Source organism: Corynebacterium sp. PCR 32 (genome assembly GCF_037464985.1).
In the GTDB taxonomy this organism is placed as follows: Bacteria; Actinomycetota; Actinomycetes; order Mycobacteriales; family Mycobacteriaceae; genus Corynebacterium; species Corynebacterium kroppenstedtii_D.
On the sequence record NZ_JBAHVL010000002.1, the window covers coordinates 85,517 to 98,245 of the forward strand.

10 protein-coding genes and 1 riboswitch are annotated in these 12,729 nt (G+C 56.4%); of the genes, 8 read left to right on the forward strand and 2 right to left on the reverse strand.

Translation table 11 applies throughout. The features are described from left to right. Window positions 1-140: 140 nt before the first annotated feature. Window positions 141-1,622 (reverse strand): aminopeptidase C, encoded by a 1,482-nt coding sequence (locus V5S80_RS04285; RefSeq protein ID WP_395169540.1) that lies wholly within the window; start codon window positions 1,620-1,622, stop codon window positions 141-143. Between the two features lie 197 nt (window positions 1,623-1,819). Here V5S80_RS04285 and V5S80_RS04290 point away from each other — a divergent pair, with 197 nt between their 5' ends. The 8 genes from V5S80_RS04290 to V5S80_RS04325 all read left to right on the forward strand — a co-directional run bounded on the left by V5S80_RS04290 (window position 1,820) and on the right by V5S80_RS04325 (window position 11,729). Beyond that, the gene (locus V5S80_RS04290; protein ID WP_395169541.1) at window positions 1,820-2,653 is read left to right on the forward strand and encodes a TatD family hydrolase; all 834 of its coding nucleotides are present in this window, start codon (window positions 1,820-1,822) and stop codon (window positions 2,651-2,653) included. Window positions 2,654-2,916: 263 nt separating this feature from the next. Beyond that, entirely contained in the window at window positions 2,917-4,065 is a 1,149-nt protein-coding gene (locus V5S80_RS04295) for a transglycosylase family protein (protein WP_395169542.1), read from the forward strand. A 45-nt stretch (window positions 4,066-4,110) separates the two neighbouring features. Next, a complete protein-coding gene (gene rsmA, locus V5S80_RS04300) occupies window positions 4,111-4,998 on the forward strand; it encodes a 16S rRNA (adenine(1518)-N(6)/adenine(1519)-N(6))-dimethyltransferase RsmA (RefSeq protein WP_395169681.1) in 888 nt (295 codons plus the stop codon). Then, the gene (locus tag V5S80_RS04305) at window positions 4,952-6,280 is read left to right on the forward strand and encodes a hypothetical protein (protein WP_395169543.1); all 1,329 of its coding nucleotides are present in this window, start codon (window positions 4,952-4,954) and stop codon (window positions 6,278-6,280) included. Before rsmA ends, V5S80_RS04305 begins: the two co-directional genes overlap by 47 nt. Window positions 6,281-6,301: 21 nt before the next feature. After that, the gene (locus tag V5S80_RS04310) at window positions 6,302-8,230 is read left to right on the forward strand and encodes an ABC-F family ATP-binding cassette domain-containing protein (protein WP_395169544.1); all 1,929 of its coding nucleotides are present in this window, start codon (window positions 6,302-6,304) and stop codon (window positions 8,228-8,230) included. A 184-nt stretch (window positions 8,231-8,414) separates the two neighbouring features. Then, complete coding sequence (locus V5S80_RS04315) at window positions 8,415-8,753, forward strand: putative quinol monooxygenase (RefSeq protein ID WP_395169545.1); 339 nt, start codon at window positions 8,415-8,417, stop codon at window positions 8,751-8,753. 121 nt (window positions 8,754-8,874) lie between these two features. Next, window positions 8,875-10,404: an L-serine ammonia-lyase gene (locus V5S80_RS04320; protein ID WP_395169546.1), complete on the forward strand. Its 1,530-nt coding sequence runs from the start codon at window positions 8,875-8,877 to the stop codon at window positions 10,402-10,404. A gap of 155 nt (window positions 10,405-10,559) precedes the next feature. Next, window positions 10,560-11,729: a 3-hydroxyisobutyryl-CoA hydrolase gene (locus V5S80_RS04325; protein WP_395169547.1), complete on the forward strand. Its 1,170-nt coding sequence runs from the start codon at window positions 10,560-10,562 to the stop codon at window positions 11,727-11,729. Here the strand turns inward: V5S80_RS04325 and V5S80_RS04330 are convergent. After that, complete coding sequence (locus V5S80_RS04330) at window positions 11,717-12,421, reverse strand: nicotinamide riboside transporter PnuC (protein ID WP_395169548.1); 705 nt, start codon at window positions 12,419-12,421, stop codon at window positions 11,717-11,719. The two genes, V5S80_RS04325 and V5S80_RS04330, sit on opposite strands and share 13 nt — an antisense overlap. 60 nt (window positions 12,422-12,481) lie before the next feature. Further along, a riboswitch (FMN riboswitch) is annotated at window positions 12,482-12,662 on the reverse strand. Between the last annotated feature and the right edge of the window lie 67 nt (window positions 12,663-12,729).

Consider the following 12,729-nt stretch of genomic DNA (forward strand, 5'->3'; position numbering starts at 1 on the left):
ACGTGAGTGGTTGGTAGTGGAAACGTGGATTGTTTGCCGTGGTGGAAGGCCTATCGTGTCGGGCGGTGGGGCGATAACAATAGTGGCACCGCCGCGGTATGATGCCGTCGCATAGTGCGATTGTGGCCGCCGTGTAGTGGCTAGACCATGGCGTCCCAGATGGGGAGGAGTGTGGGGGGCTCATCGAGGCGTGCACGTAGATCGTTGGGTAGTTCGTCGCGGTGCACGACGATCTGGAAGACGTTGTCGTCGAACCAGGAGTCAGACATGGTGCCATAGTCTGCGCCGGCAATGTCGTCGTGCTCGTTGTGTGTGCGTGTGCCCCATGAGTTTTCGACGCGCCACCGGCGGGGTGTTTCTGTGTCGGGGAGGAAGTCGACGCCGGTGAAGACCATGGCGTGGGTGAGGCGGGATTCTGCGGTGAGCATGCGGTCGGCTTTCGTTGTTGTCGTGTCGGTGCCGTAGATCTGGTCAACCTGAATGAGGTTGGCGTCCCAGACGCCGAGATCGGCCCGGAATTGGCGGTTGACGTCGCAGGCGAAGAAGACGGGCTTGTTGGTGCGGAGGCGTTGGATGGCGAGTGCTTTCAATGTGGGGAGTTCGACGTTGAGGTAGGTGAAGTCGTCAGTGCCCCACATGTCGTTTTGGAATTGGGTTGTGTAGCGGTGTCCGAAGGGAATATCTGTGCGTGGATCGTGGGCAATATTGACGTACTGGTCAAGGTCGTTGGGTAGGAATTCCTGTGCGAATTGGTGAGGTGTGTAGGTGCCGCCGCGGTGGAAGTGGTTGTCTTTGTCGCGGTATTGCCATACGAATGTGGTGGGTGGTGTTCCCAGGTGAATGGAGAGCACGCGGTGAACGTCGCGGAGTGCGGCGGAAATAATGCCGTTGGGGTCAAACGTGGTGGTGGCGTGGCTGTCAGAGTTTGATGTGTCAGGTGTCTCTGTTGTGGTATCTGTTGGCCGTGTGGCATCGGTGGTCAGCGCAGCTTTGAGTTGTAGTGCGGCTTTGCGGACGATGGTGTTTAACGCGCGGTCCATGTGAGGGGTTGATGAACTCGATTGTGTTTCTGGCATGGCGTATTTGGGGACCGCACCGTATTTTTTCACCACATTGACGAGGTAATTCCATTGGCCGCCGTCGCTAATGGTGTTGGTGTAGAGGGTGTCGATGGAACGGTTGCGGAGTTCGTCGGCTGAACCGGTTGTTGACGGGTTGTCTGCGGGCGTGATGGTTCCGTCGTAGAGGCCTGCGATGGAGCGTAAGAAATAATTGGCTTTTTCGAATTTGTCGAAGAATTGAAGATAGGATTCGGAAAATTCAAAATCGTCGACGTTGAGTGAGCGTGCGATGTCGTGGCGGAATACATTCAGTGCTGCGAACATCCAGCATCGGCCGGATTGTTTTTGGTCGGTGACGTTGAGGGAATCAAGTTTGATTTCTGATGTTTCGTCGAGTGCGACGACAGCGCTGTGATGAAGGGCGACGTGGTCAACGTCGGTCGTGGTGATCGCGTTCATGGCTACACGGTGGGTGGGATCATCGTCGATAGCTGAGCGGAGCGTGGCGAGGCGGTGCTCGGATAGGGCTGTATCTAGTGGGGTTGATGATGAATCGTCCACGGGGTCTCCTTACAAGAACGTGAAATGGTATTGGTTTTCGATAGTGGAAAGAGTGGTGGTGAACATACTAGCGGTGGCCGCAGGAGGAGCGGGTATAACAAGGATTGTGTGGGGGTGGTGGGGCAGCGAGGTGAATGTTGTCGACGTTGACCCCTCCCGATCGAGCCGAGGTTGTGCGACGTGACTAGCCTGAGTCTATGAGTAAAAAGCGTCGACCAGAACCGATACCTCCTGAGTGCCTCCCACATCTCGTCGATGCCCATACTCATCTATGGGCGACTGGGGCTCATAATAAGGCGGAGATCATGCAGGTGATGAACCGTGCTTCTGAGTGCGGTGTGGAGTGGGTATGTACGGTGGGAGATGGTCTTGATGAGGCGGAAAAAGCCTTGGAAGCGGCGCGGCTTCATCCTGACGTCGTCGCAGCATGCGCCATTCATCCAACGCGCGCCGCAGAACTGACCGATGATGTGCGCATTCGCCTTGAGCAGATGGCGCAGGACCCGGCGTGTGTCGCCATTGGAGAGACGGGCCTGGATTACTATTGGTTGGGAAAAATGGATGAGTGTGCTGATGTGGCGACTCAGCGGGAAGCGTTGCAGTGGCATGCTGAGCTTGCTCGGTGTGTGAAAAAACCGCTCATGATTCACAATCGTGATGCTGACGAGGATGTGTTACGTATTCTGGCTCCGTATGATGACCTCGCCGTGATGCTCCATTGCTTTTCGTCGCCCGTTGACGTTGCTGATGAAGCGTTGGATCGCGGTTATATTTTGTCATTTTCTGGGAATTCGACGTTCAAACGTAATGGTCATCTTCGTGAAGCGGCGCGTCGCGCCCCGGTGGGGCAGATTGTTGTAGAAACGGATGCTCCATTTATGACGCCAGAACCATTCCGCGGTGCGAAGAATGAGCCTGCGTATGTTGGGTACACGGCTCGCCGATTGGCGGAGGTGAGAGGTGAGTCGCCTGAGGAATTTGCGATTCATACTAGTCGGACTGCTGCTCGTCTGTTTGCTGTGGAGCGGTAGATAGCGGGTGTGTGTTGCTGTTTCTCTGTGTTGTCCCTCACAAGAATAGATGCTCGTGGTGTCGGGGTTGAGGCTGTATTGTTCCAGTTCATGAGGGGGAATGGGGCCGGTGGGACCCTGTGAAAGTTGCGAAAAGGTAACGGCTTAAAGATACTTTGGTTACAAAATCGTTGCTTTGGTTTGATTCTGTTGCTACTCTGTCGAAGTTGTTATCTGATCGTGACATTGAGCAGGCTCCTCTATTCTGAGCCGGAGAGAAAGACGTGAGCACTCATAAGAAATCCCGCATCAACCACATCAACCATTCGTCTTCTAAGCCAGTACGCGTCGCTACCGGCGGCATGCTGGCTACGTTGGTTGTTGGTGGCGCTGTTGTCGTTGACGCTCAAAAAGATCTCATTCTAAATGTCAATGGCGAGACATCCCATGTCAGCGCGATGTCTGGCGATGTCAAGAGCATTCTTGCTTCCCACGATGTTGACCTCAAAGATGGCGACTTCGTCTCCCCAGCTCCGAATAGCTCCGTCAAAGACAAACAGGAAATCACGGTCCGCACCGCTCGACCCGTGACTTTGACTGTCGACGGCGACGCACGGACAATCCAGTCCACCGCGCTCACCGTTAAAGACTTCCTCACCCAGGTGGGCAACATCAACCCGGATGACTACGTGTCTGCCCAGGGCAGCACAAAGATTCCGGAAGAGGGTATGAAGCTCGATGTCGTCCCGCTCAAGGACATCACCCTCGATGACGGTGGCCAGATCGGCAATATGAAGGTCCCCGCCGTCACGGTGAAAGACTTCCTTGATCGCCGTGGCATCACGGTTGGCCCTGAGGATAAGGTGACCCCGGAACTTGGGAAGAAACTGGTCAATGGTGACAAGATCACCATTGAGCGGAACAAGACCGAGGATAAAACCGTCAAGGAAGCCGTAGAGCCTGTCGTCCGCTATGTGGATGATCCCAGCAAACCCAAGGGTTCTGAGACCGTTATCGCTCCGGGTAAGGCCGGCGAACGCGAGGTCACCTACACCATCAAATCCCACAATGGGAAAGAAGTTCAGCGGTGGGAGAAAGCCTCGAAGATTTTGACTGAGCCCGCCGAGAAAGTTGTTTCTCGGGGTACTAAGGCAGCATCGTCTGCCTCCGCACCCGCCGTCGGTGATGGTTCTGTGTGGGATACCATTGCTCAGTGTGAATCTGGTGGTAACTGGAGCATCAACACAGGGAACGGATTCTCAGGTGGGTTGCAGTTCACTGACCAGACGTGGCAAGCATTCGGCGGTGGCGCTTACGCTCCGACCGCAGCTGGCGCGAGCCGCGAGCAACAGATTGCTGTAGCGAAGAAGGTTCAGGCCGCCCAGGGTTGGGGCGCATGGCCGGCTTGTACGTCGAAGCTCGGAATCCGCTAATCTAACGGTGTGATTCAACCCCTCAACGTTCCATCAGCAACCAGCGTGAGTTCCCCAGAGGTTCAGCTTCTTGGCCCTCGAGAAATCAAGGAACTCGCCGGGACGGTGGGGGTATCACCCACTAAAAAACTAGGCCAGAACTTTGTCGTTGATCCCAATACGGTGCGACGAATCGTTACTGCTGCTGATCTCCGCGATGATGATCACGTCCTCGAAGTGGGTCCTGGGCTTGGCTCCTTAACCCTCGCTCTCCTCGACGTTGCACCGCGTGTGACCGCGGTTGAAATTGACCACACCCTCGCCAAACAACTTCCGCACACCGTTGCGACATATGCGCCGACCCGCGTGCAGAATCTCAGCATTATTCATTCTGATGCGCTAGCACTCACGCCTGAGACCAGTGACGAGCTTGCTGCGCATCCGCCCACAGCATTCGTGGCCAACCTGCCGTACAACGTCGCAGTTCCTATACTTCTGCATGTTCTCGAACTTTTCCCGACGATGACGCGTGTGCTCGTCATGGTTCAAGCTGAAGTTGCCGACCGATTAGCTGCTGAGCCGGGAAACCGAGTTTACGGTGTGCCCAGTGTGAAAGCTCGCTTTTATGGGTCGGTGAAACGTGCAGGCGCCATCGGGAAAAATGTATTTTGGCCAGCGCCGAACGTTGATTCAGGGCTTGTGCGCATTGATTGCGGAACGCGGCCGTGGACACCTGATTCCGCTGCCCGGTCTCGATTGTGGCCCCTGATAGATGCTGCTTTTGCGCAACGCCGGAAGACGCTCCGTGCTGCTCTTAAAGCTCATTGTGGTGGTGCGGCCGCCGCCGAGGAGATGCTCCGGGCAGCTGGAATTGACCCACAACGTCGCGGAGAAACCCTGTCGATTGATGAATTCATTACCCTTGCGGACATCTCCGAGGGCTCCAGTCGGTGACGCCATGGCCAATGACGATGGTGGTACATATATCACCAGTACGACGTGGGATCAGTACGTCGAAGGGTGGGCCGGTATTACGGCAACAGCTCCGGCGAGTTTGTCGGTCTATCTTCGGGCGCATTCGTCGGGCTTGTCGTCTGTTGTTCAGACAATTTCGTTGAAGAATGCTGTCAATATTTGTGCAAGCGAAGGGACGCAGAATCGTCGATACCATGGCCTGACAGACATATCTGCTGGTGGTGGTGCGACACTCACGACTGGGCGCGTGGTTCATCGACTTGGTGTTCACGGTACGGTTCCGATGAAAACGGTGCCTACTAACGGTGACAATATCGTGTGGCGAATCATTGAACGGGTTGCTGATGCGTACCGTGAGGTTCTCGCCCCATCGTTGGCGCTGCCGCGAGTTGATGTCACCGTGACCAAACGTATTCCCTTGTCTGCTGGCTTAGGGAGCAAAGCTGCGGATGCGGCAGCAGCACTCGTTGCTGCTGACCGGTTCTTTGGCTATCACTTCATTGTGCGTGCCATGGGCTTCTCAACGCCTGCTGGAGTCGACACGAGCGCTATTGGCTCACTACCTGCTGGTGTTCTCCGTCGAATTGGCCGCGAGGTGTGCCCTGACGAGAGCGCGGTGATTGACCTTGTGTTGGACGGTGGCACCAGCATTATGCGTCGTGATCATGATGATGGCGATGAATCGTCGGCCAATACATGTCGTCGGACCCCTCTGTTGACGAGGGGGCCGTATTGGTGGGTTGTGGCTGTCCCGATGGTGCTCTCTCCCGGGGTTGACTTGCCACCCAGTGGTGGTAGCGAGAGGCCGGGGACCAGCTTTGAGACCGAGGACATTGCTGTGACGCTGTGCGAGCGTGTCATGAATCGTCTCACTGACCAACGTGCGGAGATGGCCCTAGGGAAGAAAGCTCATCGTCGCGTTGGAAGGATGGAAGATCTTGAGCGAGCCCTGGTTTCCGGCGACCCCTCGGCGGTTGCCTGCACCATGGGTAGTGATCTTCAACCAGCGGCGATCAGTGTTGTACCGTCGCTTCGTCGAGTGATTCAGGCAGGCGATCGCGCTGGCGCTCTTGGCGCTCTTGTGGCTAATCAGGGGCCGGCGTGTGCGCTGCTCTGTATGGATGAAGCTCATGCGGAGAGTGTCCACAATGAGCTGATGGGAAGTGGAGCTGTTCGCATGGCGAGAATTGCGTCGAGCCATGCGCCCGGTGACGAGACCGGTACTCATATTGTGTCTCACGCACATGACGAGACACCCTGACTAAGGAGTTCTGAGAAAATAATGGCTGTAGTACGCCCACTGATCACCACAGATTCAGTCACCATGAGTCGAGGCATGAAAACTGTCCTTGATCAGGTGACGGTGGCAGTGAACGAGGGCGACCGGATCGGTGTCGTCGGACTCAATGGTGGTGGGAAGTCCACGCTACTTGGTGTGCTGACCCGTGAGGTCGAGCCGGATTCTGGTCGGGTCACGCATGGGCGCAATGTTCAGATTGCGACGGTGGCCCAGCGTGCGTCGAGTTCGTCGGACACAGTTATTCAGGCGATTGTGGGGGAGAAGGCGGCGCATGAGTGGGCTGCGGACCCTGAGGTACGGTCGATTATCGCAGGCCTTGAGCTCTCTGATCTGTTGGATGAACCGACCAATGCTATTTCGGGTGGACAGTTTCGGCGCACGATGTTGGCTGCTGCGTTGGTGCAGGATGTTGATGTGTTGATTCTTGATGAGCCGACAAACCATCTTGATATTGAGGGTGTCCAGTGGTTGGCGGATTTCTTGCGGCGTCGGAATTGTGCCCAAGTGATCGTTACTCACGATCGGTGGTTTTTGGACACGGTGGCGACCCGGACGTGGGAAGTTCACGACGGTGTCGTTGATACGTATGAGGGTGGGTATAACGATTGGATGTTTGCGCGTGCTGAGCGCCAGCGTCAGGCGGATGCGGCCGAGCAGCGTCGGCAGAATTTGGCGCGGAAAGAGTTGGCCTGGTTGCGCAGGGGGGCTCCGGCGCGGACGTCGAAGCCGCGGTATCGCGTTGAGGCTGCGGAGGCGTTGATCGCGGATGTGCCGGCGCCGCGTGATTCTGTGGAGCTCATGGCGTTTTCCGCGCAGCGTCAGGGGAAGATTGTGGTGGATGTGTGTGATGCCAGGATTGCGACGCCGGATGGTCGGGTGTTGGTGGATGATGTGACGTGGCGTTTGGGGCCAGGGGAGAGGATTGGCCTTGTTGGTGTGAATGGGTCGGGGAAGACGACGTTGTTACGCACGATTGCGGGGGAGTATCCGTTGGCGGCGGGTTACCGTCGTGAGGGAAAGACGTTGAGGTTGGGGTGGTTGCGTCAGGAGCTGGAGGATATCCCGGATGACCTTACGGTTCTTGAGGCAGTGACGGCGGTGGCTGAGTATGTGGTGCTGGGTACGCGGGAGATGTCGGCGTCGCAGGTGGCGGAGCGTTTGGGGTTTCCGGTGAAGCGTCAGCGTCAACCGGTGCGTGATTTGTCTGGTGGTGAGCGGCGTCGTTTGCAGTTGACCAGGATTTTAATGTCGGAGCCGAATGTTTTGCTTCTCGACGAGCCAACGAATGATTTGGATATTGATACGCTCCAGGAGTTGGAGTCGATGCTTGATGGTTGGCCGGGGACGTTGGTGGTGATTTCGCACGATCGGTATCTGGTGGAGCGCGTGTGTGATAGCACTTTTGCATTGTTTGGTGATGGGCGTGTGACACATCTACCTGGGGGTATTGATGAATACCTTGATCGCCGACGCTCGATGGTCGGGCATGCGGCGACGGGGAGTGGATTTGCGGCGGGGACGGAGGCAATCTCTGGCCCTGGCCATGCTCGGCCTGTGACCACTGGTGCGGTGGGGGGTGAGAACAGTGGCGCGAGTGCTGGTGGAGAAGGTGCCGTTTCTGGCCGGCCGGTGGGGCGGCCTGGGAGTGGGCAGTCCGCCGTGGAGGTTCTTTCTGCTGCAGAAAAGCACAAGATTTCCAAGGAGATGAATTCTCTTGAGCGGAAAATTGCGAAGATTCAATCGCGGGAAGAGATGATTGAGAGAGAGATGGCTGAGATTGCGAGTGACCCGGGTGGCATCGATACAGAGAAACTCACTGTGTTAGATACTAAGCTGTCTCAGGCTCGTGAGGAGAGGGAAGAGTTGGAGATGGCGTGGATGGAGTGTGGCGAAAAGATCGAGAATAATTAGTTAAACGTTGAAAGTGTATTGAGGCTTTTGGTCACTGTTCCATCCTTCGAGCCAGTGGAGTGGGCCACAAAGCAGGGCACAATGGGGCGGCACATCATCGTTGTTTTCGCAAAGGGGTGTGCTGGGGAGCCTGGTTCGTGCATGTCACATGTGGGGGAGTCGTGATGCCGCTAGGCTGGGGTGCATGATCTTTATTAATGTGAGGTTCCGCCCGAAGCAAGAGTTCCTTGAATCATTCCGTGAGCAGATGGATGAGTTTACCCAGGCATGCCGCCAGGAGCCGGGATGTGTGTTCTTCCAGTGGTATCGGAACACTGATGACCTCAACGAATACATCTTGGTTGAAGCCTACGAGGACGCCGAAGCTGGTAAGGCACACGCGGAGTCTGATCACTTTGCTGCTGGGATTGCTGCGATGAATGATCTGCTGGAGTCCACGCCGGCAATCATCAACACCACAATCGAGGGCCGTGTCGGTTGGGACGACATGTCCGAAGTCACGATTGACGACGATGCATCATAGGGTTGTGTCGGGGTGCATGAGCCCCGACATGGGAGCGTGATTCCTGTGGTGATGCTCGGGGGTTCTGCGCCGTCGGGATGCTGAATTTTCGTGGTGAGGGTGGCGCGTTATCCTCGTCGGTATGACTGTGAGCACATTTGAACTATTTCGCATTGGTGTGGGGCCGTCGAGTTCGCACACTGTGGGGCCAATGCGTGCCGGACTCGAATTTGCACGCAGCTTGAGGGAACAGCTGACAGGATCACGTGGGGGGGACGTTCCCGCCTCCAGCCACTCTGTCCTTGCCGATGACGAATATGTCGACTTGCGTGGAGATCATGATGGCGCTGATCCTGATCCAACGGTGTCCACTGGGCGGGAGTCAGTGGAGTTAGCGGGTGGCGCGGTGACGCAGGACCCAGAAAGCATTACGGTTATTCTCTATGGTTCATTGGCTGCGACGGGAGTTGGGCACGGGACGCTGGGGGCGTGTTTGCTCGGGCTTGATGGTGCAGATCCAGCCACTGTCGATCCTGATTTTATGGAGCTTCGTCTGGAGGAGATTCGCCGGACACGGACAATCAACCTGGCGGGTGATGAGTCCATGCCGGTCCAATGTGGTTTTGAAGATATTATTCTTCGCCCAACAGTGGTGCGCACGATTCATACCAATGCCGTGACATTCTCGGCAATTGTGCGTGGCCAGCGTTGTAAGCAAACGTTCTATTCCATCGGCGGCGGCTTTATCCGCACAAAGGATGAGGTGCCTGACCAGGATGCGCTGACAGGCCCGTGGTTGTTCACTTCAGCTAAGGAGTTGATCGCGAAAGCTGAGGAACTGGGTGGTTCCATCGCCGAGGTTCAGCGCAAGTGTGAACAATCCCGTCGTAGTGATGAGCGCATCAATGCCGGCCTTGATGCCATTGCAGAAGCGATGGCGGAGTGCGCTAAGCGCGGCGTCACCCAGGACGGTATTTTGCCTGGTGGGCTGGGTGTTCGTCGTCGTGCGAAGAAGTGGTACCGTGATTTGCTCGCCGATGATCCGCATCAAACTGCCGAGTTCTCAACTGACTGGATGAATCTCGTCGCCCTGGCGGTCAATGAGGAAAATGCGGCGGGGGGGCGTGTGGTGACAGCACCGACCAACGGCGCCGCCGGAATTATTCCCGCTGTGGGATTCTATGCTCTCACGTTCACGCCGGCAGGCAGGAAGGATCCGCAAGATGCGGCACGACGGTTTCTCTTGGCCGCGGCGGCAGTAGGTTCGCTCTATAAGGAGCGGGCGTCGATCTCGGGTGCAGAGGTTGGATGCCAGGGTGAGGTTGGGTCTGCAGCCTCGATGGCTGCTGCTGGTTTGGCCGAAGTGTTGGGGGGGACACCACAGCAAGTGGAGAATGCCGCTGAAATAGCGATGGAGCATTCACTGGGTCTGACCTGTGACCCCATTAGTGGCTTAGTTCAAGTCCCCTGCATTGAGAGAAACGCCATTTCTGCTGGTAAAGCTATTAATGCGGCCCGTATGTCTCTGCGTGGCGATGGAACTCACCGGGTGTCCCTCGATGAAGTGATTACCACGATGAAGGAAACTGGTGCGGATATGTCGGATCGTTACAAGGAGACTGCTGGCGGTGGGCTCGCTCTGCATGTTGCGGTGAATGTTCCAGAGTGTTAGCGACTCTTTGCGGTATTCGTGCCGAGCATGTGAGCCCCTGGCGCGGTCTGGTCGGTGGTATTTGTGTGCTGTCCGGGGGCAGGAAACGAGGGTGATTTGCCAAATTTTTGGCGAATCCCCTGTCATCTTGCGGTCGGGAGTGTAAGACTGCCTTCATGGCACACGCACTAAACAGTGACCAGCACAATGGCAGTGGTCAGCATCGCGTTTCGGCACCGGCGGGGAACTCTACGGTGGTGGCATCTCCGTCGGAGTGGGTTCATCTTTTTGTCGTGGGATCCGTGGGGCATATTGTTCTCGACCGTCCCGAAGCATTGAATTCGCTGACCACTGAGATGTGTGCGGCCATTGAGAAGGCATTGACTGTGTGGTCTGATGATGCCGCGGTTGATGTTGTTGTGGTGACGTCGACGTCGCCGAAAGCCTATTGTTCGGGCGGGGATGTTCGGCGTGTGCGTGAACTCCAGTTGGAGGGCACAGAGGAGGGGCATGCTGCTGCTGATGCGTTTTTCACGGACGAATACCGCATGAACACGCTGTTGGCGGAGTTCCCGAAGCCATGTGTTGCTGTGATGGATGGGCTTGTTATGGGTGGTGGCCTGGGAATTTCCTTGCACGGCTCACATCGCGTGATTACGGAGAAGACGTGGGCCTCGATGCCAGAGATGGCTATCGGCTATTCGACGGATGTTGGTGTGTCGTATGCGATGCAGCATGTCACACAGCCCTATGGAGATCCTGGTGGGACATCGTCGGTGGGGTTGGCGTTGTTCATGGGGTTGACGGGGTATCGGTTTACCCAGGCTGATTTGTTGTGGTCGGGTGTCGCGACGCACTTTGTTCCCTCAAGTGACATCGATAATTTCGTGACAGCGATTGATGCCGACGGCCTCGACGCTGCGTTAGAGTCGTATGCTCGTCCGCCCAAAGATGCTGGTCCATCCTATGTTGCTCGCCATATTGATGAGATTAATGACATTTTTGGCGAGGGGGATTGGTTCGATATTGAAGCGAAGCTAGACACAGGTGACTACGATAAGGAGTTTATTGCCGTCGTTGATAACCTGCTCAGCTTGGCTAATCCCACCTCGTTGGTGGCAACGACGCTACTTTTTCGTGCAAATGAGAAAGCTGTTGATCTGCGCCATGGCCTCCGCAACGAGTATGAGGTAGGTAAGGTTTTACGCCGTCAAGAAAATTTTGCGGAAGGCGTGCGGGCTGTTCTTGTGGACAAAGACAAGCGCCCAAGTTTTGACCCACACGTGACCGCCGAGGTCAGCGCAGAGCCTTTCGACGAGGCTCTGGACGGTGCTCACTGTGAGTAGTGGCTATTCCCGTGGAGTCGTGTCCACACGGTAAAGCCCCACACTACGAATCCTGCGTATATGATGTACAGCACGGCGGATGGGTAGTATCCCGCTGTGAGGAGGAGTGGAACACCAACAACGTCCACTCCGATCCAGATGAGCCAGAACTCGGTCCACCCCTTCGCCATTCCGTATGTGGCCAGCATGGAGCCAACGAAAATCCATGCGTCGGACCACGGGCCCCACGAACCTAGCCTGCTGAACACCCATGCGCACACCACCGTGCCAACGATGGCGACACCAACCATCATGAGGCGTTGCCGTGGTGACGCCCAATGGGGTTCGATGGCTGCGTCGGTGGGTTCTGAGACAATCGAGCGCGACGGATCAGCGGCATGGCTTTCACGAAGCCCCTTGTGGCGCGCTGTCCGCCACCGATACCAACCGTACGCGCTCACCACGAGAAACATCACTTGGCGACCAGCCTGGCCATAGAGATCAAGATTCTGTGGAGTATCAAACACACCCCCCAAAAACACGGTGAAGAGCAAAACATTGCCCACAATGCCGACGGGCCAGGCCCATACCACGCGTTTCATCCCGCCGATGGCGGAGGCAAGTCCAAAAAGATTGCCGATGATTTCCCGCCACAGAATAGGGTAGCCGGCGATGACGACGGAGGCGTCGAGACAATGGGATAAAGGATTCACGATGTTCTCCCTAGTAAGGCGACGTGATCCTCAGAGGCATACAGAAGAAGGCATACAAAAGTACATTCTCTTTCATCCGGACTATGACCGTCGGCTCCGGAATCACACCGGATCTGCTAGACCCCTCCCGCGACAGACTGCATGGACCTGGCACGTGAGGGCGCTCGCGGGCTTACCTCTTCGTCTCTGTCGGAAGTGGCTCACCGCCGGTGGGGAATTTCACCCCGCCCTGAGAATGACCTTAATGGTACTCATCGATTCCCCAGGCCGTGCCACAACCCACCACAAAGGGGCCGCCACGACCCCTG